At 34.7% G+C, this 23,006-nt stretch carries 18 protein-coding genes; 5 read left to right on the top strand and 13 right to left on the bottom strand.

What is annotated here, in order from left to right:
• Positions 1 to 95: 95 nt before the first annotated feature.
• From LXH21_RS13545 to LXH21_RS13510, 8 genes are all read right to left on the bottom strand, one after another.
• Positions 96 to 797, bottom strand: coding sequence for a sulfite exporter TauE/SafE family protein (locus LXH21_RS13545; RefSeq protein WP_239866809.1), 702 nt, complete (start codon positions 795 to 797; stop codon positions 96 to 98).
• Positions 798 to 933: 136 nt separating this feature from the next.
• The gene (locus LXH21_RS13540; RefSeq protein WP_239866807.1) at positions 934 to 1,443 is read right to left on the bottom strand and encodes a FixH family protein; all 510 of its coding nucleotides are present in this window, start codon (positions 1,441 to 1,443) and stop codon (positions 934 to 936) included.
• Positions 1,444 to 1,570: 127 nt separating this feature from the next.
• Positions 1,571 to 2,989 (bottom strand): cytochrome c oxidase accessory protein CcoG, encoded by a 1,419-nt coding sequence (gene ccoG / locus LXH21_RS13535; protein ID WP_239866805.1) that lies wholly within the window; start codon positions 2,987 to 2,989, stop codon positions 1,571 to 1,573.
• A gap of 23 nt (positions 2,990 to 3,012) precedes the next feature.
• The gene (locus LXH21_RS13530; RefSeq protein ID WP_239866803.1) at positions 3,013 to 3,909 is read right to left on the bottom strand and encodes a cbb3-type cytochrome c oxidase N-terminal domain-containing protein; all 897 of its coding nucleotides are present in this window, start codon (positions 3,907 to 3,909) and stop codon (positions 3,013 to 3,015) included.
• A gap of 24 nt (positions 3,910 to 3,933) precedes the next feature.
• A complete protein-coding gene (locus LXH21_RS13525; protein WP_239866802.1) occupies positions 3,934 to 4,107 on the bottom strand; it encodes a CcoQ/FixQ family Cbb3-type cytochrome c oxidase assembly chaperone in 174 nt (57 codons plus the stop codon).
• Between the two features lie 10 nt (positions 4,108 to 4,117).
• A complete protein-coding gene (gene ccoN / locus LXH21_RS13520; protein WP_239866800.1) occupies positions 4,118 to 6,301 on the bottom strand; it encodes a cytochrome-c oxidase, cbb3-type subunit I in 2,184 nt (727 codons plus the stop codon).
• A gap of 2 nt (positions 6,302 to 6,303) precedes the next feature.
• Positions 6,304 to 6,495, bottom strand: coding sequence for a cbb3-type cytochrome oxidase assembly protein CcoS (gene ccoS / locus LXH21_RS13515; protein WP_239866797.1), 192 nt, complete (start codon positions 6,493 to 6,495; stop codon positions 6,304 to 6,306).
• 85 nt (positions 6,496 to 6,580) lie between these two features.
• Entirely contained in the window at positions 6,581 to 8,974 is a 2,394-nt protein-coding gene (locus LXH21_RS13510; RefSeq protein WP_239866794.1) for a heavy metal translocating P-type ATPase, read from the bottom strand.
• 108 nt (positions 8,975 to 9,082) lie between these two features.
• On the opposite strand from LXH21_RS13510, the gene LXH21_RS13505 reads away from it, so the two are divergent.
• A complete protein-coding gene (locus tag LXH21_RS13505) occupies positions 9,083 to 9,763 on the top strand; it encodes a Crp/Fnr family transcriptional regulator (protein WP_239866792.1) in 681 nt (226 codons plus the stop codon).
• A 108-nt stretch (positions 9,764 to 9,871) separates the two neighbouring features.
• On the opposite strand, the gene LXH21_RS13500 is transcribed toward LXH21_RS13505, so the two are convergent.
• The gene (locus LXH21_RS13500) at positions 9,872 to 11,680 is read right to left on the bottom strand and encodes a hypothetical protein (protein ID WP_239866787.1); all 1,809 of its coding nucleotides are present in this window, start codon (positions 11,678 to 11,680) and stop codon (positions 9,872 to 9,874) included.
• Between the two features lie 369 nt (positions 11,681 to 12,049).
• Here LXH21_RS13500 and LXH21_RS13495 point away from each other — a divergent pair, with 369 nt between their 5' ends.
• The gene (locus LXH21_RS13495; RefSeq protein ID WP_239866783.1) at positions 12,050 to 12,871 is read left to right on the top strand and encodes a hypothetical protein; all 822 of its coding nucleotides are present in this window, start codon (positions 12,050 to 12,052) and stop codon (positions 12,869 to 12,871) included.
• Between the two features lie 39 nt (positions 12,872 to 12,910).
• Here the strand turns inward: LXH21_RS13495 and LXH21_RS13490 are convergent, their stop codons facing one another.
• The 4 genes from LXH21_RS13490 to rpmH form a co-directional block, all read right to left on the bottom strand.
• Positions 12,911 to 14,077, bottom strand: a complete 1,167-nt coding sequence (locus LXH21_RS13490; RefSeq protein ID WP_239866780.1) for an alginate lyase family protein — start codon at positions 14,075 to 14,077, stop codon at positions 12,911 to 12,913.
• Between the two features lie 119 nt (positions 14,078 to 14,196).
• Positions 14,197 to 14,643 (bottom strand): GNAT family N-acetyltransferase, encoded by a 447-nt coding sequence (locus LXH21_RS13485; RefSeq protein ID WP_239866778.1) that lies wholly within the window; start codon positions 14,641 to 14,643, stop codon positions 14,197 to 14,199.
• 1,570 nt (positions 14,644 to 16,213) lie between these two features.
• Positions 16,214 to 19,066, bottom strand: a complete 2,853-nt coding sequence (carB, locus tag LXH21_RS13480; protein ID WP_239866776.1) for a carbamoyl-phosphate synthase large subunit — start codon at positions 19,064 to 19,066, stop codon at positions 16,214 to 16,216.
• Between the two features lie 142 nt (positions 19,067 to 19,208).
• Positions 19,209 to 19,370, bottom strand: a complete 162-nt coding sequence (rpmH, locus tag LXH21_RS13475) for a 50S ribosomal protein L34 (RefSeq protein ID WP_239866767.1) — start codon at positions 19,368 to 19,370, stop codon at positions 19,209 to 19,211.
• A 304-nt stretch (positions 19,371 to 19,674) separates the two neighbouring features.
• Here rpmH and LXH21_RS13470 point away from each other — a divergent pair, with 304 nt between their 5' ends.
• The 3 genes from LXH21_RS13470 to LXH21_RS13460 all read left to right on the top strand — a co-directional run bounded on the left by LXH21_RS13470 (position 19,675) and on the right by LXH21_RS13460 (position 22,881).
• Positions 19,675 to 20,190, top strand: a complete 516-nt coding sequence (locus LXH21_RS13470; protein ID WP_239866757.1) for a DUF2892 domain-containing protein — start codon at positions 19,675 to 19,677, stop codon at positions 20,188 to 20,190.
• Positions 20,191 to 20,620: 430 nt separating this feature from the next.
• Entirely contained in the window at positions 20,621 to 21,577 is a 957-nt protein-coding gene (locus LXH21_RS13465; RefSeq protein ID WP_239866755.1) for a septum formation inhibitor Maf, read from the top strand.
• A 296-nt stretch (positions 21,578 to 21,873) separates the two neighbouring features.
• On the top strand, positions 21,874 to 22,881 hold the full coding sequence (locus LXH21_RS13460; RefSeq protein WP_239866753.1) for an OmpA family protein: 1,008 nt from the start codon (positions 21,874 to 21,876) through the stop codon (positions 22,879 to 22,881).
• Positions 22,882 to 23,006 lie beyond the last annotated feature (125 nt).

Here is a 23,006-nt window from a genome sequence, read left to right as displayed (position 1 = left end):
GACATCTAGCGGTATCGACTTTTTTTAATTTAAGTTATGTTTAAAATCTATATTACGGCACCAAATAAAGATTTAGCAAATAAATTCACAGAAAACTAGTGGCAATTGGCTTCTGCTTGTACAAACAAGCTCATATTGTTTGGTGAAACATAGGGAATACCTAGTCCTAATCCTCTTAAAATAAATAGCACTGCGATTATAATGGCAACATACGGAATAAGTTTTTGAATTTTGTTACGAACAGGAAGGGTCAAATAGGCATTCATATAGACGACCGCGCTCATCATGGGTACTGTTCCAAGCCCAAAAAGCAACATATATACAATTCCTAGACTAGCAGATTGCATCGCTATGGCACCAAAAAGAGCAACATAAACCATTCCGCACGGTAAGAAACCATTAAGTAATCCAATTGTAAAAAGTGAACTGTAACTCTTATTTTTGAATTGTTTTCCCAATTTTGATTTAATCCCAGATATAATTTTAAATATTGGTTTTGAAAAATTGTAATCTGCTAATTTTTTTTCGGGAATTATAACTACAAGAATCATAAGTACACCAATTACTATTGATAATTTCTGCTGGTAGCCAGCAATAAAAAGTCCTCTTCCGAGGATACCAAACAGTAATCCAATGCTACCATAAGCGGTAAGCCTTCCTAGATGATATGTTAGGATTTGTTTTGTTTTTTTGGCAGGATTATTTCGTTCCACAGGAAGCATCATCGCAATCGGACCGCACATCCCAATACAATGAAAACTACTTATTAAACCAAATATAAAAGCCGTGTATAACATGTTTTAAAAATCAATTACAAAAATTAATGAGTAAGTTTATAGTTTAATTACAAAAGGATCCTATTCTATTAACTAAAGCAAAAATTGTTAATCTGTATTTGTTAATTTAAAATGCTCTTTATTATTTAAGTGCAGTCTATAAATACAAGGTTTCTTTTGACAAATAATCTTTTCCTTCATAATGCCATTCCATAGTAATGTCCCAGCGACCGTCCACCAAATTAAATTTAGGTATGAGTAAAGTTGGATTAGAACTTGAAAACGAAATGGGAATTTCGAAGTCAAACTTCTTGTTAGACGGTCTGTAGAGGGACACTTTCCCTTTAATTTTAGCTAAATCATATTCGCTAGGAAAAGCTACTGTTATTCCTTTGTCAGTTTCGGTAAATGTGGGCTGGCTCTTTAAATCATGAGCATTTTGAACCTTTTTCATTTCGTCTTGAAAATGCGAATCGTGTTTATAGTATTCTTCTACAACCAATTCATTATCATATTTCGAATTTGTCTGTACTTTAATCACGAAGTACAGTATGAAGCTCATGAAAAAAGCTATCGCAATTACAATTCCAGTTCCCCAATTTATTTTAAATCGCTTAGGGCTTGGAGTAGAATTGCTGCTTGTATTATCTGAATTATTATTTTTCATATTCTTTATATTTAATTGAAATTTTTTTCAAAATAAATTATCTCCTGTACTCAAAATCAGCATGTAACTTCTAAAAGTTAGAGAGGTATTATTAAATGTGAAGTTTGAAATACATGGGTTTTATTTATTAATCAAAACTTCTCGGGCTTAGAAAACTGGTTGTAGTCGTCTCTATCTTTTTATCACCTTCGAAAACTTCAATATTTAAATTAGTTCTTTCACTTTCCAAAATATATTGATTGATTTCAATAAATAAAGTTCCACTGCTCATGCCTTGTTTCGGAACTTTAAATGCGGTGTTTCCTACTACATTCAAATCTCCTTTTATACCTACTAATTTGAAATGTACATTTTGAAAATCATTGTGTGTTTTATTGATTATTTTGAAGGTATAAATGTTACTTATATTTTCGCCCTTGTGCTGGTACAACTGTCCAGGAAGGCGTAAAATTGTAGCTTCAACATCATTTCGTAAAAACAAAATTCCAATTAAGATTCCTATCAAAATTCCGAGAACAGCGGTGTATCCTTTCATTCTGGCAGTGAATTTAAAAGGTGTTTTTTTCTCAATTTCATCTTCAGAAGCGTATCGAATCAACCCTTTTGGTAGACCGACACTTTCCATTATTACATCACACTCATCAATACATGCAGTACAATTTACACATTCTAACTGTGTTCCATTGCGAATATCAATACCTGTAGGACATACATTAACGCACTGTTTGCAATCAATGCAATCTCCTTTGCCAGTTTCAGCTCTGTCCTCTTGTTTATTAAATTTAGCTCTACCTTCTTCCTTTTCACCACGTACAAAATCGTATGCGACATTGATTGATTTGTTATCTAATAGAACACCCTGCAAACGACCATAAGGACAAGCTATAATACATACCTGCTCTCTAAACCAAACGAAGATGAAATAAAAGACTCCCGTGAAAATAGATAACGAAATAATGGTGCTTAAATGCTCTAGCGGTCCGTCCTCGATCATTTGGAAGAGTGCATCACTACCAATGATGTAGGCTAAAAACACATTTGCTATGGCAAATGAAATAAGTAGAAATAAAAACCACTTGAAACCTTTCTTCTTAATTTTATCAGCATTCCATTCTTGTTTTGACAATCTTATTTGAGCTCCCCTATCACCTTCGATCCAATATTCTATTCGTCTAAAAACCATTTCGAGAAAAATAGTCTGCGGGCAAATCCATCCACAAAAAATACGTCCAAAAATAACAGTAAATAAAATTACAAATACCACTCCCACAATCATAAACAATACAAAGATGTAAAAGTCTTGTGGCCAAAATGGAAAACCGAAGATATTAAAGCGACGCTCTAATATATTGAACAACATAAATTGGTTGCCATTAATTTTCACAAAGGGGTTGGCTACCAGTATAACTAATAAAAGATAGCTCACCCACTTGCGATACTCATAAAACTTACCCGACGGCTTTTTGGGGAAAATGAATTTTCTTTTTCCTTGATCATCAATAGTACCGATGGTATCTCTGAAAGCTTCGTTGGGTAAATTTGACATTGTATTTGGTATTTATTTCAGTATTATTTTGCTACCTCTGCAGCTTCTTCAATCCATATTTCTCCATCTGGAGCTTTTGGATCAACTGGGTTACTTCCTCTAAGTGAGATAATATAACTAGCTACTTTTTGCATCTCTTTCGGTTTTAGTGTCCCTTTCCAAGCAATCATCCCCTTACCGTCTCTACCTCCATTTACAAGAGTGTGAAAAATATTTTTTATTCCGCCACCTAAAATCCAATTATCATCGGTTAAGTTAGGTCCAATTTGTCCTCCTGCATCTGCTCTGTGACAAGCTGCACAATTGGTAGTGAAAATGGTTTTACCAATAGCCAAACTTTCTGGATCTGTTAATAGTGTTACTGTTTTCTCGTCCATCATATCGGGCGCTGTTTTCATGTATTCGGCTACATCGATTTTGGCTTGAGCCAATTCTTTTTGTAATTCCATTTCTTGGTTATCTCCTCCCATCACTTGGAAGCGTACAAAATATACAGCCGCAAAAACAATACTTGCATAAAATAGATAGACCCACCATGGTGGTAAATTATTATCCAACTCTTTAATACCATCGTAATCATGATCCAAAACAATTGCTTCTTCGCTTTCAATAGGCTCGGTGCGAGTCAGCTTTTGCATCATATTCTTATACCATGCTTTGTCTTTTATCGATAATTGATCTTCTTCTGCCTGTTTTGCTTTTTCTTCCTCTGTAAGTAGATTATAAGTTATATTGTCTATAGCACTTATAGTGATTTCGATAGCAATTAAAAGAAACAGGAAGACTAATAAAAACACTATGACCATGGGATACTTCACAAACGCAGGACGATCTCCCGAGTCTATAAAAAATTCCATTGCACCAAAAATCAAAAAGAAGATTAGAAGTACTCTTAGATAGTTTGGAATTATTTTTTTCATCACATTTAATTTTTGAAATTATATTTATATTTTATCGTCTAGAGGCATATTACTCAGCTCCTCTATCTTTTCTTTTTTATACGAAATCACCCAAAAGGCCAAGCCAACAAAGAAGAAAAAGAATATTAGTAGCGATAAGATGGGGTAAATTGATACCCCATTTATCGTTTCCATATTGTGTTTGATTTGTTCGAACATAACTATGTTTTTATTTGTTATCTTTTACCTTAATATCAGTACCTAATCTTTGAATGTAAGCAATCAAAGCAACAATTTCTCTTTCGTTCATAGGAACAAAGTCCTCTCCTCTAGCTGCTGCTTTCTTCTTACTTTCCTCATAACTTTTTACAAAGTCAGGGTCATTTTTCAAATTTTCTTCGATCTGGATTGCTTGTGCTCTTAGATCTTTGAGACCATTTGCAACTTGAGCATCCGTGTATGGAACTCCAAGAGTAACCATTGCTTCCATTTTCTTTTGTGTCAGCGAAATATCCATTGGTTTGTTATCAAACAACCATTTGTAGCCTGGCATAATAGAACCAGCAGAAATACTTTGAGGATTCCAGAAATGATTGAAATGCCAGTTGTCATTGTATTTCTTACCCACCCTTAATAAATCTGGACCTGTACGTTTTGATCCCCATAAAAATGGATGATCGTATACAAACTCTCCTGCCTTTGATTGCGGACCATAACGCTCTACTTCAGAACGGAAAGGACGCACCATTTGAGAGTGACAACCTACACAACCTTCACGTATGTATAAATCACGACCTTCTAATTCTAATGGTGAATAAGGTTTGACACTTGCTATTGTTGGGATATTTGATTTTATCATCAAGGTTGGTACAATCTGAATCACACCTCCAATTAAAATCGCTACAGTCGCTAAGATTGTTAATTGAATAGGTTTTCTTTCTAACCATGGGTGTAATTTTTCGCCTTTTACTCTACCTTTGCTCATTCGAACTAAGGCAGGAGCTTCTGCTAATTCATCTTCGATAGATTCTCCTTTACGCACTGTTTGAACAATGTTATAAAGTAAAACAAACATTCCAATTAAGTACAATGATCCTCCAACTGCACGCATTAAGTACATCGGCATAATTTGCGTAACAGTTTCTAGAAAGTTACCATAAGTTAAAGTTCCGTCAGGATTAAATTGTTTCCACATAGAAGCTTGTAGAAAACCTGCTACATACATTGGTAAGCAATATAAGATAATACCCAATGTTCCGATCCAGAAGTGAACGTTGGCTAATTTAATAGAATACAACTTGCTTTTTGTCATTCTTGGTATCAACCAATAGATCATACCAAATGTCATAAAACCATTCCATGCTAATGTTCCTACGTGAACGTGTGCAATAATCCAGTCTGTAAAATGCGCAATTGCATTTACATTTTTAAGAGACAACATTGGTCCTTCAAAAGTAGCCATACCATAACCTGTAATCGCTACAACAAAGAATTTTAGAACAGGATCTGTACGTACTTTATCCCAAGCACCACGTAAGGTTAATAAACCGTTGATCATACCTCCCCAAGATGGAGCTAATAACATTATAGAAAAAACAACACCTAAATTCTGAGCCCAGTTTGGTAAAGCAGAATACAATAAATGGTGGGGTCCTGCCCAAATGTAGATAAATATTAAAGACCAAAAGTGAACAATTGATAAACGGTAAGAATACACAGGACGGTTTGCCGCCTTAGGAACGTAATAATACATTAATCCTAAAAATGGTGTTGTCAAGAAAAATGCCACGGCATTATGACCGTACCACCACTGTACCAATGCATCTTGAACCCCTGCGTATACAGAATAACTTTTCCAAGCAGAAACAGGTAACTCTAAATTGTTAAAAATATGCAGCACTGCAATAGTTACAAAGGTTGCCAAGTAAAACCAGATAGCTACATATAAGTGACGCTCTCTTCGTTTAATCATTGTTCCTATCATATTGATTCCCATAACTACCCAAATTATAGTTATTGCAATATCAATAGGCCACTCTAACTCAGCATATTCTTTAGAACTACTGTATCCTAATGGCAATGTAATTGCAGCTGCCAGAATAATTAATTGCCATCCCCAGAAGTGAAGATTACTCAAAAAATCACTGTACATCCTTGCTTTCAGCAAACGCTGCATAGAATAATACATTCCTGCAAAAAAAGCATTTCCTACAAAGGCAAAAATAACTGCGTTGGTATGTAAAGGTCTCAATCTCCCATAACTTAACCACGCTATTCCGTCTGTTAGGTTAGGAAAAAGATACAAGAAGGCCACCAATAGCCCTACTGTCATTCCTACTACACCAAATAGGATAGTAGCATAAATGAATTTCTTTACAATTTTGTTATCGTAATAAAATTGTTGCATTTCCATAATTAATTTTGTTTTTCTTCTGTTATTTGTTTTGGTTTTGGATTTTCAACTTTTAGTTCGTCGTCAAAGAGCATTCTGACAGAGGGTGTGTAATCATCATCATACTGGCCTGTTTTTACCGCACGTATAAACGCAATAAAGAAACCAATAGCGATAATTATACTGATGGAGATTAATATATAAATGACACTCATACCTTAAATTTGTGTTAACAAAATTAGACTTTGTCCCTTGTATTAAATATGACATTTATCATACTTCATAAAAAAGAACTAAAATTTACCGCTTGGTTTTCTTCGCATAGTAGTTGGTCATCACAGTTACGAAGCTTACAATTGTAATTGTGCTCAACGGCATCAAGATAGCCCCAACAAGCGGCAGTAAATTACCTGTAACTGCAAATGAGAGACCTACAACATTGTAGAGTAATGACAGACCAAAACTCATTTTGATTACCAACATTGATTTTTTTGATAATTTTAAAAAGTAATTCAATTTCTTAAATTCATTAGCTTCGAGAATTCCATCACAAGCGGGAGAGAAAACGTTCACATTTTCAGAAATTGAAATTCCGATATTGCTTTGTGCCAAAGCACCTGCATCGTTAAGTCCATCCCCTACCATCATCACATTTTTACCCAAATCTTGCAATTTTTTAATAAACTGAAGCTTTTCGTCTGGTTTTTGATTAAAAATTAATTCGGTACCTTTCGGTAAAAGATTTTCCAAAGTTGCTCTTTCTCCTTCATTGTCTCCCGAGAGAACTTTTAATTCATATTTGGATTTTAAATTCACAAAAAGTTTTTCCAATCCATCACGATACTGATTTTTAAATTCATAATAACCTAGATAGTGACCATCAATTTGAATATGGACTGAAGTATATTTAATCGAATTTTGACTTTCCTCAATCGAATTTAGCTCACAAAAAGCGGCCGATCCCATTTTAACTAAAATTCCTTTCATGGTTACCTGAATCCCTTTTCCTACTACTTCTTCAAAATTATCAACCTTAAGGATTTTATTCTCAGGTAACGATTCATACAACATTCGACTTAAAGGATGGTTAGAAGCTCGTAGCCCGTTTTTTATTAAATCTAGTTGATCACTAGTAGCTACTTGACCATGATAGGTAATAGCTGCTTTTTTATTGGTTGTAATCGTTCCTGTTTTATCGAATACTATTGTGTCGACCGCAGCTAGTTGTTCAATCACCAAAGCATTTTTGAGATAAAACTTTTGCTTGCCCACAATGCGTAGAATATTACCCACTGTGAAAGGTGCGGTCAAAGCCAAAGCACAAGGACAGGCCACAATCAACACCGCTGTAAAGACATTGAATGCCGTTTTGGTATCAATAAATATCCAATAACCAAAGGATGCAAACGCGATCAGTAGTAATAAAGGGGTGAAATATCGGCTAATAGTATCAGTAATACTCTTATGTCTTTGATCTACCGTTTTCTGAAAAACATCATTACTCCACAGTTGCGTTAAATAACTTTGAGAGACAGAATGTAAAACCTGCATTTCGATTACTTTCCCCATTTGCTTTCCACCTGCAAAAATTTTATCGCCTACTTTTTTTGTTACAGGAACAGCTTCTCCTGTCACAAAACTGTAATCAATAGAAGCACTCTCGCTCATCAATAATCCGTCCACCGGAATTAACTCTTGATTTCGAATTAAAAGACGGTCACCTTTTTCTATTTCATATACTGGGATATTTTCCTCTTTAAGTCCCTCTCCTATTTTAGTTATCGCAATCGGAAAATAAGATTTAAAATCTCTTTCAAAATTCAAAAACTTATAAGTCTTCATTTGGAATGATTTCCCCAAAAGCATAAAGAATATTAGTCCAGTTAAGCTATCAAAAAAGCCAGATCCGTAGTCAAAACCAATATCGACTGCGCTACGCACAAACATAACAATGATTCCAAGTGCAATAGGGACATCGATATTAAGCAAACCTGATTTGATACTTTTATAAGCTGAAACATAATAGCCACTTGCAGAATATAAAAAGGAAGGCAAAGACAATACAAAAATTAACCCTCTAAAGAAAGGTTTATAGGTATCTAGCCAAAATTCTCCTAATTCGAAATATTCTGGAAAAGAAAGTAACATTATATTTCCGAAACAAAAGAATGCTACCCCTAACTTGTAGGTCAAACTTCTGTCTATATTATTCTCTCCTGTCTCATAATTCTCAAGAGTTATGTAGGGCTCATAACCTATTCTACTTAGTAAAAGCACAATGGATTTTAAACTTACAGCAGTTTTATCGTAAACTATACGTACTGTTTTTTGATTGAAATTAACTTGTGAACTGTTAATTCCTTTTTCTAATCTTTGTAAGTTCTCTAGAATCCAAATACAGGAGCTACAATGAATATGCGGAATACTCAGTGAAACGATTGCGGTTTGGTCTTCTTCAAATTCTAATAATTTAGAAACGATTTGGTCATTGTCCAAAAAGTCATACTTGCCTTGAATGTCTAAGGGGGTTGCTCCAGGGGAATTTTCAAAATCATAATAGCAGGTCATATCATTGACAGAAAAGATTTCGTACACGGTTTTACAACCGCTGCAACAAAAACTTTTATCATCAAAAACAATCTCATCTTCTTTTATAATCTCTAATCCACAATGGAAACAATTTAATGTATCCATAATTTACTCATTTACCTGCTGCAAAGTTCCTCAATGATTGTTGTGCAAACTATGACATTTGTCATATAAATTGTTAATTTTGAGAATCAAACAATAAAACACCAGGTAATGAGCAAATGTGAACAATGTATCGTTAGAGAATTCAGCTCCCTTAAGGCGTTGAATAAAAATGAACTTTTGCAAATTGCTGACTGCAAAACATCTTATAGTGTTAAAAAAGGACAACTTTTATTTGAAGAGGGTGAAGCTGTCAATGGAATTTATTGTATAAAGGCCGGCGTTTGTAAATTATCCAAACTAAGTGCCAATGGTAAAGATCAAATTGTCAAATTAATGAAACCAGGTGAATTATTGGGACAACGCTCCATGATAAGTGATGAGCCAGCTAATTTGAGTGCAGTTGCACTAGAGGATATGGAAGTTTGTTTTATTCCAAAAACCGAAATCTTAGGCTTCTTTGATAATAATAATAAGTTCTCAATGAATGTAATGAAAAGCATTTGCGGAGATTTAAAAGATGCAGATGATCATACAGTCTCTATGGCTCAAAAATCTGTAAAAGCAAGATTAGCAGAGACATTACTCTATCTAGAATCACAATTTGGAAAAAATGACGATGGATCACTACACATTCAGCTGTCTCGAGATGAACTTGGCGGAATGATAGGTACTGCTACCGAAAGTTGCATTCGACTATTATCCGATTTTAAAAAATTAAATTTAATAGAATTAGATGGTAAAAAAATTATTCTAAAAGATTTGAAAGGGTTACAAAAAATGGCCGATTAAATTATGATTTGCTTTATATAAAAAAACCATTAAAAAATAAGCATGCTGAGCAGTTTTATGCTCAATTACCTTATTTTTTAATGGCTTTTTATTTCTGTATCGTTGCTACTAAGATGCTTGCGCTAGTTCTGGAATTTCAATTTCTTGCAAAAGTCCTTCGTAGAAATACAATTGTTGTATCGTTTGCTTATTATTCTCTGGTAATACACTAGCATTCTTAAACAAATCCTGGTAGTACTGAACGCCACTAAGCATATTCTGCTTAAATGTTTTCCATTTTTTTACCTGTCCAGCAGAAATTGTTTCAGAAAAATCAGCAATTTCATTTCGTAAATAATCAACGTACATCTTTAATTCATTGATAAATAAGTTTGGACGATTAGGTTCGGTCAATACAGAAGTATGCCCATATATATGTCCAACCATATCATGTAATGAGACTTCATGATCAAAATAAGCAAGGTTTGGTCCAGGACATACAACTACTCCTTGTTTTTGTCCCTTGATGGCAATATCATTTTCAAGGTACGAAGCATTAGCAAGTCCTACACACAAGCAGGATTTATCTGTAATTGTTATTTTACGTTTTTCAAACGTTTCTGGAGATAAGCTTTCCTTTTGAGCTTCTAATTCTTCTAATTTTAAATCTTGGTACTTTTTTGATGCCGAACACATGCCTTTTGCACCGTATTCTTTGCTCAATGCCAAGAACTTTTTTGGGCAAGAACTTCCTGCCACTTCTTCATCGATGCGTTTTTGCTTGTAAAACTCATTTGTAGTTCCTTTGACCGCATTAAACGGAATTCCTAATGGCGAAATATTACTTAGATAAAAATCAGACTCTTTCGCTTTCGCTAGCAATAATCTTGTTTCAGGATCTACAGAAGTCGCCTCAGGAACTAATAGAAATGGAGATCCCCAGCCAATAGAATCCAATTGGTACTGCTCCAGTAAAAAATCATGTTCTTGAGCCGTTCCTACTCCACCTTGAGCAGTAATCAAAAGTTCTAACGGCTGATCTGGAAAATGCTTACCTTTTATAGTCAAGGCTTTCACCATCAGTTCGTGTGCAGATTGAATCAGCTGCGATTTCTTTTCTTTAAATTCCTCCAAAATGGGTCCTAGCAGTAAACCTTCAGTAGCAAATGCATGTCCACCACAATTTAAGCCCGATTCAATACGGTATTCAGAAACCCATAATCCTTTTTTGGCCAAAAAATTTCCTTGAATCATAGCCGATCGAAAATCACTTACCTTCAAAACTATTTTTTTTCCTAATTCATCTTTCTCATTCGGATAAAAACAATCAAAATTCTCAAAATAGCTGTATAATCTAGGGTTCATACCTGCAGATAAAATCACTGATGAAGACAAATTGCTGTTTGCAAAACCACGCAATGAAGCATGCGCATCGTTAAATTCTATTGGCAGTTGCTCATCTTTATCAAAATTATCCTTATCAACTTTGGTCATGATATTTACATCAATCGCACCGGGAGTCAAATGGTTTTCGAGATAATTTATAATGGCATCTTTTCCCTCATCCATCAGGTTTTGAAGTCCAATTTTCAAGTCAGATGTTTGTGGCAACATATCCAAATAATTGGTCAAAACTACTTTACTTTCGGCCAAATCTTGTTTAAAGTCATTGAATTTTTGCTTTACAATTGTATCCATCAGATTCAAATATGCCGTTACCCTCTCGGCACGATAATCCTGCATTTTTTGAGTAATCTCTTTGTATTTCAAATTGAATTTCTGACTGTAGTGACGATTCATCTTTTCGATTAAATCATCATCGACAATAGAAACCACTGATGAAATTCCGTAATGTGCTACCCGAATCGGGCTATCAATAGTATAACCCAAACCCATAACTGGAATGTGAAAACTGTGAGGAGATTTAGTATTTATCATTCGTTCTATATTTAAATTAATCATTTAGCGGAACAAATTTCGATAATCAACTCCGTTTAAAACATGATAAATGTCAGTATCACATTTGCTAGCCATTATTAGGAGCAGAACGAATTCATTTTCAAAACAACGATCCCTCCTACTTTCGGCTATATCTCTCCGTCCCAGATTACCTCATTTTCATCCATCACGTACCGTTTAGGACTATGAGGATAACGCCTCAATTAGGGCTATCTATTACATTCTTATTTTCAAAACAACCACACATTTAGTCACCTGAATAAACTTGTTAATATCACCAAAAGTGGGTATTGTATCTCCCTTATAAAGAAAGTACGTTTACAACACTATTAACCACAACCCCTAAAAATGAAAATTACCAATCGATTGCTCTCGCTAGGTCTAGCAGTACTTTTTTTAGCCTCTTGTTCTTCTGGCGAAGATGCTGCCCCAGAGGTGACATTTACCGCCATGACAACTAATAAAACAGATGTTTTTATCGACCAACCAATCACTATTACAGTTGATGGAACAGGATATACAGATGTGAATTTAACGTCTTCCAACAGTAAAATTAAAATCACCAAACTGTCAACTACGACCTATGAAGTATCAAGTACTGCTCCAACTTCGGCAGTAGTTTACGCAGAACTAAAGAATAATTCATCTACTAAAACAAAATCTGTTGACGTGAATTTTGCATCACATGGAATTTTAAATTTCAAAACGGCAGAAGGAATCACCATTAATGTTGATACTTCAGATAAAATCCTAAGATTGCTCGGTGAAGCTGAAGTAAAAACGGACTTAGCCGGAACTACTCCAGTCGAAAACTGGGAATATCCTTCCAAAGGAATTAGTTTTATTGTAATCAAAAGTTCCAAGCTTGTTACAGTTGCCAAAGTAAATACTAGCAACTTTTATGCCTTGCAAACGGATGGAATTACAAAAGTCTACTACACCAAGTATCCTTACGAAATTGGAAACGAATGGAAATTAGACCTTGCTACTGCGACAATGACGCAGGTAATTGCAAAATACGGCACTGATTACACCAAATCAAGCAGTACTACTACGACCTTAAGAAACTATAAATACACAATTGATTCTCAAAAAGCCTATTTCTATTTCTACTCCGATAGCGAAGACGATTACACCGGAAAAACAATTCGTTCTTTAGTAATTGATTAAAAAAAGCAAAGCCCCGAAAATTTCGGGGCTTTGCTTTTTTTAGTATAAAATAGAATCGGTATTCTTCTTAGCCGTTTTTAATTTTGTTTGATAGTACTTCTTGTATTTTGGTTTTGACACCATTTGATCAACTCGATACAATTGCCAGTATAGTTTTTCTTGTACCTCTTCCCAATCTTTAATCTGTTTATACGGAAAAGCCGATTGAGACTTTCCTGTAAAAGGTACTAAAAAATCGATTGCTTTAAAAATGCTTCTTCCGTCTTCTGACTTAGCATCTAGCAAATCTATATCAACTAATAAACCTATTTGTCGCATGTCCAAAAAGTGGGTCAAATTAAAGGTCGAATAACCAAAAGCGGTCGTTCTCTCCAGCTCTAACGGCTGCGAGCCATCGGGCTGAATTTGGCTAAACAATCTATTTTGTGGAAAATCTGAAACTATTTTTCTTGTTAGATCTTCGTTACCTATAAATAGTGCGTAACGGGCTAGCTGAATATCAAATGCTGTACCATGATTGTTTTTTGCTTCTTGCTCTTCTTTGGCTACAGGCGCTGTTAGCAACCAATTGACATAAGCTGTAAACCATTCCTTCACTGCAATTTGATCAGCAGATGTAAATGACTTTGATTTTTTAAGCAGTTCAACGCCATCCAGCATTTCTAAAAAAGAATAGGTATCCAAAACGCCTTCACCTCTACCCAATCCGTTACGAATACCAGGAATTGTTTGTCCATAATTCATATTCGGATTCATTTTAGTGCCCTCATTAAAAAACCATATACGTAAATTTTCTACTGCTTTTTGAGCATATTTTTCGTCTGACGTGATGTAATACGCTAGAGAAAGAATTTCTACACTTTTGGCAAAATCACCAAGTGGGTAACGGTCTAATTTTTCAATCTCAGGGTTTGATACACCATCTTTCCTGATGTAAGGTAAGCCATCTGCTTTGGTCGGATCGGGCCACCAGTAGCGCCCTATGCTCATGTAATCATGCTTGTCTCCGCTAGAAGGCGTCATTTCTTTATCGACAACTGTAGTGATCGCTTCTCCTAATTTCTTATCAGCGGTTTTAACTATGGTTCGAATTTCCTCTGTATTGGCAACTTTTGCTTTATCCAAACTTTTAAGGTTCCAAACTACTACTTGTGCCTGCAGGCTACTGCACAAAAGAACAGTGAATGCTAGTATTGTTTTTTTCATGTTTTAAAATTAAAATTTGTGAGCGGATTAGTTAACGATTTATTTCAAATGTACTTTCAAAAATAACATTTTCAAATGTAAAATGATTTGCAAAAAACACATTAAAAGATACATCTTAATTATTCCTTTTTCATATGGATATGCGGAATACCATCTTCAAGATACATTTCACTAGATTGCACAAAACCATGAGATTCATAGAACTTTTTGAGGTATAATTGCGCTCCAATGGTTATTTGGCTTACACCATAATGATTTTCTATTCCTATAATAGATTCACGCATTAAATCATGACCCCATTTTTTATCGCGGTACTCTTGCGCGACTACCACACGCCCAATAGACGCGTATTCGTATGAAATCCCAGGCTTGAATAGTCGTGTGCAAGCCACAATTTTACCATCATATATTCCCAGTAAATGCAAGCCTTTTTTGTCTTTCCCATCTAGATCGAGATACACACAGTTTTGCTCCACTACAAACACTTCACTGCGCAGTTGCAGCATGTCATAGAGTTCATTTACCGTCAAAGCTTCAAAAGGTTTTATGTGCCAAGTTATATTCATTTATGGTGTTGTTTTTGTTATGTTTGAAAGACTTCAAAAATACTAAATGAATGTGTCTAATTAAAAGTACAATTGCTTTTTTATTTCTCTTTATTTAAATCAGTTTTTAATCACCAAAAATCGGGAACTGTAAAAATGTTTACTTATAAAATCAATGTGCACTCGTAGAGCTATTTCGGCTAAAGCCAATCACAAACGCATCTTTAAAACAGGCTAAAGCCCATTCCTATTGATATTTTATCCCATAATAATCCCAAACTAAAACTAGTCGCAAATCCCACAACCGCTGTCACATTGAGCTTATCGAAATGCTTTTATTGCAAGTGATATTCAACCGCATAAAGTCGAAAATACACAAATATCAATACTTAAACCTAAACTTAATCGAAATAACGATTGTCATATTGAGCTTGCCGAAATACTTTTTTTAAAGTAGCGTTCAACCGCATAATGTCGAAAAAAACCACAGCTAAATTTGATCTGAACACACTACCACACAATCTGAAATCCAAACGAAAATAAAATACAACTGTCACATTGAGCCTGTCGAAATGCTTTTATTTCAAGTCATATTCAACCACATAAAGTCGAAAACACACTAATATCGATACTTTAAACTTAATCGAAATAACGATTGTCACATTGAGCCTGTCGAAATGCTTTTACTTCCAATTAACTACAGCTATCTCCAAATTTGAACTGAACCCGCTGATACCAATCCTAAATCTAAACAAAAATAAAATACCATTGTCACATTGAGCCTGTCGAAATGCTTTTACTTCCAATTGACTACAACTATCTCCAAATTTGAACTGAACCCGCTAATACCCATCCTAAAATCTAAACGGAAATAAAATAACATTGTCACATTGAGCCTGTCGAAATGCTTTTTTTAAAGTAGCGTTCAACCGCATAATGTCGAAAAAAACCATTGTCAAATTTGAACTAAATATGCAAATACCCAACCTAAAACCTAAACTTAATCGAAATAACGATTGTCACATTGAGCCTGCCGAAATGCTTTTACTTCCAACTGAATACAGCTACCTCCAAATTTGAACTAAACACGCAAACACCCAACTTGATATTCAAACGAAAATCAAATACTATTGTTTGTCACATTGAGCCTGTCGAAATGCTTTTACTTCCAGTCGCGTTCAACCGTAAAATGTCGAAAGCAACCAAATCCAAACTTAAGTCGAATACACTAATACCCCACATAAAGTTCAAAAGAAAATAAACTACTATTGTCACATTGAGCCTGTCGAAATGCTTTTATTTCAAGTCATATTCAACCGCATAAAGTCGAAAATACACAAATATCAATACTTAAACCTAAACTTAATCGAAATAACGATTGTCACATTGAGCCTGTCGAAATGCTTTTTTTCCAATTCGAGATTAACCCAGAGCAATAGCGACACAAGAGTTTCCAACATCCCAAAAATCAGATGCGGAAAAATTTGTCCCATTGAAAACAGATCTTTCTGCTCTCAAAATCCAAAAAAATAAGCACAAAAAAATAGGCTGTCTTTGTGGGACAGCCTATAAGTATTATAGTTTGAGTGAATTATTTACTCAAGTACATTTTTCTTCTAGAGTACAATTCGTAGAATTGGTCGTCTTTTAAGTCATCAATAAACAAGATGCTTTCTCCTGTTGATTTCATCTCTGGCCCTAGTGCTTTGTTTACATTTGGGAATTTGCTGAAAGAGAAAACCGGTTGCTTGATTGCGTATCCTTTTAGCTGTGGGTTAAAGTCAAAGTCCGTTACTTTATTGTGACCCAACATAACTTTAGTCGCATAGTTTACATAAGGCTCGCCATATGCTTTTGCAATAAACGGAACCGTACGAGAGGCTCTTGGATTGGCTTCGATGATATATACTACATCATCCTTAACCGCAAACTGAATGTTGATTAAACCAACTGTTTTCAATCCTAAAGCAATTTTCTTAGTATGATCTTTTATTTGTTGCATCACAAACTCTCCTAGGTTGAAAGGAGGTAAAGTCGCGTTACTGTCTCCAGAGTGCACTCCACATGGTTCGATATGCTCCATGATTCCGATGATGTATACGTTTTCACCGTCGCAAATTGCATCTGCTTCTGCTTCGATCGCACCATCAAGATAATGGTCTAATAGCAATTTGTTTCCAGGAATTGTTTTTAGCAAGTTCACAACATGCTCTTCTAATTCTTGTTTGTTGATTACGATTTTCATTCCTTGACCACCTAATACGTAAGAAGGACGAATCAATAATGGGAAATCTAAAGTATCTGCAAGAGCAGAAGCTTCGTCAGCTGTTTCAGCAATTCCAAACTGAGGGAAAGGAATTTCTAATTCGGTTAACAAGTCAGAGAAACGCCCTCTATCTTCCGCTAAATCCAAAGCATCAAAACTAGTTCCGATGATTTTTACTCCGTATTTAGATAGTTTCTCAGCTAATTTTAGGGCTGTTTGACCACCTAATTGTACAATGACACCTTCTGGTTTTTCGTGTTGGATGATATCGTAGATATGCTCCCAGAAAACTGGTTCGAAATATAATTTATCTGCTGTATCAAAATCAGTAGAAACCGTTTCAGGGTTACAGTTGATCATGATGGTTTCGTAGCCACATTCTTTGGCTGCCAAAACTCCGTGTACACAAGAGTAATCAAATTCGATTCCTTGTCCAATACGGTTTGGTCCTGAACCTAGAACGATGATTTTCTTTTTGTCTGTCACAATACTTTCGTTATCTACATAACGAGTACCATCCGCTTTTTCGATTTCTGCCTCAAAAGTTGAGTAATAATAAGGTGTTTTTGCTTCAAATTCAGCTGCACACGTATCTACCAATTTGAACACACGGTTGATGTTTTTGTCCATACGCAAAGTGTGTACTTCGCTTTCTAGACATTTCATCATGTGCGCGATTTGTCTGTCTGCAAAACCTTTTTGTTTCGCTTCCAACAACAACTCTCTTGGTAAAGTGGCAATTGTATACTTGGTAATTTCTTTTTCGGTAGTATAAAGTTCTTCATATTGTTTTAAGAACCACATATCGATTTTTGTAATCTCATGGATACGACTCAACGGAATACCCATTGCGATTGCATCATATATAATGAATACACGATCCCAACTTGCATACGTTAATTTTTCAATCACTTGCTCGTAGTTGGTATTCTCTTTTCCATCAGCTCCTAGACCATTACGCTTGATTTCTAATGATTGAGTAGCTTTGTGCAATGCTTCTTGGAACGAACGTCCAATTCCCATAACCTCACCTACCGATTTCATTTGCAAACCTAAAGTTCTGTCAGACCCTTCAAATTTATCAAAATTCCAACGTGGAATTTTTACGATAACGTAATCCAATGTTGGTTCAAACAACGCCGAAGTTGATTTTGTAATTTGGTTTTGCAACTCATCTAAGTTGTATCCTAAAGCAAGTTTGGTTGCAATCTTAGCAATTGGGTACCCTGTAGCTTTAGAAGCCAAGGCAGATGAACGAGATACACGAGGATTGATTTCAATCGCAACGATATCTTCTTTTTCGTCTGGTGATACCGCAAACTGCACGTTACATCCTCCTGCAAAATTTCCGATACTACGCATCATTAAGATCGCGTAATCACGTAATTTTTGGAAAGTAGTATCTGACAATGTCATCGCTGGTGCTACTGTGATCGAATCTCCAGTATGAATTCCCATTGGGTCCATATTTTCGATCGAACAGATAATCACTACGTTGTCATTTTTATCTCTTAAAAGTTCTAGTTCATATTCTTTCCATCCCATCAACGCTTTGTCAATCAATACTTCGTGAATTGGAGAAGCTTCAAGACCTTGCGTTAATAATCTATCAAAATCTTCTGGTTTGTACACGATAGAAGCTCCAGTACCTCCTAAAGTAAATGAAGGACGAATTACTAAAGGGAAACCAAATTCTTGAGCAATTTCTTTACCTCTTAGGTATGATGTACAAATTTCTGCAGGTGCAGTAGGCACATCAATTCTTTTAAGCAATTGTTTAAACTGCTCTCTGTCTTCGGTAATATTAATGGCGTTCACATCAACACCAATCATTTTTACTCCAAAATCATTCCAAATCCCTTTTTCATCAGCTTCCAAACATAAGTTTAAAGCCGTTTGTCCACCCATTGTAGGTAAAACAGCATCAATTTGAGGATGCTCTTTAAGGATTTCGATAATTGATTTAGTAGTTAAAGGCTTCAAATAAATATGATCCGCCATAGATGGATCGGTCATAATAGTAGCTGGGTTAGAGTTTATCAAGATAACTTCTATCCCTTCCTCACGAATAGATCGTGCAGATTGAGAACCTGCATAATCAAATTCACAAGCTTGACCAATTACAATTGGACCTGAACCTATTATTAAAACGGATTTAATCGATGTGTCTTTCGGCATTTTTATATAATTAAGGTGTGATTTTATAAATGTTTTCCGGGTAATGGTCTAAAGATAAACAAGTTCTTTAAAATTTACCCGACTAGGTATAAAAAAAGGCGATACTAAAAAAAGTAACGCCTTATGCATGTTAATTAAAACATTATTTTTTGTGTCTTGGATCAGAAGATACAGTCAGTTTATGTCTTCCTTTAGCTCTTCTTCTAGCAAGAACTTTTCTTCCATTCGCAGAAGCCATTCTGTCCATAAATCCGTGCTTATTTCTTCTTTTTCTTTTCGATGGTTGAAACGTTCTTTTGCTCATTGCTTTGTATCTTTAAATCTTATTTATATGTCTTGTTGTTCTTTTGAAACCGAGTGCAAATATACAAAGACTTTTTTTTCTACCAAGCAGTTTATTAAAAATATTTTAATAATGTTTTAACTAGGTACTATTACCCCTTCAAACGAACTACATTATACACTTACAAAACTCAATTGGAAATCAAAAACAGCCTTTAAACACAGTAAAAGTACTCATAATCAGTCACTATATAGATTTGACTATTGTTTTGCTACTATACTAGTGATTTTACTATCTTTGTGGACTTAAAAATACATACAAACTTATGTTTCACAAAAATATCAAACTTATTATCGCTGGATTGATCTTAATTACTAGCGTTTGGCAATTTACAGAACACAATATTGGTAACGGAATCTTCTTGATTCTTCTCTCTATCATCCCTATATTCTTTTATTTTAAAAATGAATTCATCCTACTTGCCTTCTTAAAATTAAGAAAACAAGATTTTCCAGGAGCAACCAAAATGTTGTCCTTTATAAAGAATCCAGAAACAGCTTTGGTACAAAAACAACAAGGATACTTCAATTACCTTCACGGTATCATGCTTTCTCAAACTAATTTGACACAAGCAGAGAAGTATTTCAAAAAAGCAATCGAATTGGGATTGTCTATGGACATGGATTTAGCCGTTGCCAAACTTAACCTAGCTGGTGTAGCCATGACTAGAAGACGTAAACTAGAAGCAACCAACCTATTAAATGAAGCAAAAAGGCTTGACAAACAAAACATGCTAAAAGATCAAATCAAAATGATGAAAGATCAAATGAAAAAAATGTAGAACCTCTACCTTATATAGTAAACCACTTATGTACTTCATAAGTGGTTTTTTTATGGACTGCTGCCAAATAAATAATAGCATATGTGAAAGGACTAATTTGGGCGTAACCCTCCGTAATCCCGAAGCTTCGGGTCAGGTCGGGCTATACGTTGCAATCTTGTGGAGTATAAATGCCCGCCCCACAAGGATTTCTACTCCTATCCCTTACGTAAGATCAGTAATTTTATCAAGTATAATGTATTACTACTAGTAACGATTCTAACGTTCTCAAATTATGATGATAAGTATAAACTCAATGAGTTCTACCTGTACCATAAACACCATTAAGGATCTTAGAAAACCGATAAATCTGAATAATTAAAAACTAAAGCCGCTAGCAGTAGTTACACGCTACATCATAACTCACTTATATTTTGTAAATTAGTAAATTATGATCACAGCAAATTCAATTATCACCATGACGATATCGATACTAAGAAGCAGAAAACTCCAGCTACTAACAGTGCTTTTACTAACTGTATTTTCTTTGTATGCTTGCAAAAAGGATGAGAAGCTACCCACAGCACAAACTAGTACTCCACCTACTACCAAACAGTTCAATGACTATTGGTATAGTGGAAAAGCAGAGCTAAATAGTTATGACTTAAAACAATCGCGTTATGGAGAGATTCGAAATGGCGAAGTGGTATTGGTTTTTGTTACAGAACCTTTCTCAAACAGCAAACAAGTAAAACTAGATAAACCTGAGGATGCCGGTAATGATAATGTATCGGTAATGAAATTAAATAATGTTCGAAAATTCACCACAGGTATTTATGATTATTCGATTTTAACTTCGACTTTTACACCAATAGATTCCCAAAAATATCCCAATACTTTAAAATCGAGTACTAGCATTCAGGAATGGTGCGGTCACACCTATACGCAGCTGAATCTAAAAGGCAAAAAATACCATACTCAACAATTCTCTTACTTTGAAGCTGATGGTGATACAGAAGACGATATACCGGTAGCGATGTTAGAAGAAGAATTAATGACACGTTTAAGGCTCAATCAAGGACAATTGCCTCTTGGCGAAGTGGATATGATTTTTTCTACTATTTACAGTCGCTTTGCTTACAAAAAGTTAGAAGCTACCAAAGCTACCATCAGCAAAACCGAAACAGCAATTACATTAAAGTACAACATTCAGTATGTGTCCTATGATCGAAAACTTTCTATCGAAGTTGAAAAAGCTTTTCCGTACAAAATACTTTCTTGGACAGAAGATGATGGCGATGGGTTGATTACAGAAGTTACATTGAAAAAAAGCATTAACGAACCCTATTGGGCCCAAAAAAAACAAACTGACGAAGTAAAACGAAAAGAATTGGAATTACTGCATTAAAAATTATTATCAACCGTTATAGCGAATTAATTGTTTGAAACAACCTAATAAGTACTGCAAATAACTGCACATCCCAATTATCTTGCGGAAAAATTACTTGTATTAATATGGTTAGCGGTTCGTTAAGATGTTGTTACTAAACTATTAACTATAATTATCGTAAGAAATAAGAAAAACAAAAACATACTTTATTTAAACAACTTGTACTACATTTGATTGAAATATCGGAATGTTTCATTCAGATGATATTAACAACGATCGTACGAAAAAGAATATTTTATTTAATGAAGTAAAAAATGAAAAATAGCATTTCACTACTTGTAATTGCCGTTATATTATTTTCTTGCAAAGATAATAAAGAAGAGAAGAACGAAATCGAGCAGCCAACAACAGAACAACAAACAGAAATTTCAAATCCTGATAAAGTTGGTGATAATAATATCAACTGGGACGAAATGCCAGATTTAAAGAATATTGGTGATTATCCCTTTATAACTGCACCCGAAGGTTTAACTATATCAAATGAAAAAGAAGGACTTTCTGAATTTTTTCCTTTTGAAAAAATGCAAAATTATAACGGAGATGGATTTTTTGTCACGGAGGGAAAATTAGGTGTAATTCATTTTTCTGACAATGGATTTAATCAACGTTATTTTGACAAAAGTGTTTTAGGCTATTTTAATGATCTAGGTGCTAAAAAAATTCATGAAGGCACCATTCCCACTGTCGATAGCATTCGAGAAAAGAATAAAGAAAACATGTTTACTGGTAAACAAAGATCATTTGGCATATCGGAAGATCGCAATCCTATTACTCTTTATGCTTTTAAAAATAATGACAAAAGCTACGTGATTACAGTACAGTCAAACTCTGCTCAAGGAGAAATATTCATTATGGAATTGGAGAACTTTAGACAAACTATTAAAAAATACACCTCCAAAGAAATGTTAGATGAATTAAATGCAGATGGTAAAGCAATATTAAACATCAATTTTGAGACAGACAAAGCTACATTAAAACCGGAAGGACAAGCTATTGTAAATGAAATATATGCACTTTTATCATCTAATCAAAGTTTGGACATTTCAATTGAAGGTCATACAGACAATACGGGTTCTGCTTCAAAAAACAAACAATTATCTGATCAAAGAGCAAATACGGTCATGAATACTTTAACAGCTAAAGGTATTGACATAAAGCGTTTGAAGTCGGTTGGTTTTGGTTCAGAAAAACCTGTGGCCCCAAATGACACAGAGGCAAATAAAGCAAAAAACAGACGCGTAGAATTAGTTAAGTTTAAATAGTGAATTACAGCACAATTCTCCATTAGCTCCCTATTTATTAGTATAATCATTCAACGTCGTAAACATACTTGTGTCGTATGAGGGATAGAAACGGCATCCTTTTCTGCAGTACCTACTTTTCGGGA

Origin of the sequence: Flavobacterium algicola, assembly GCF_022399565.1 — a bacterium.
Classification (GTDB): domain Bacteria; phylum Bacteroidota; class Bacteroidia; order Flavobacteriales; family Flavobacteriaceae; genus Flavobacterium; species Flavobacterium algicola.
This window is presented reverse-complemented; position numbering and strand designations above follow the sequence as displayed.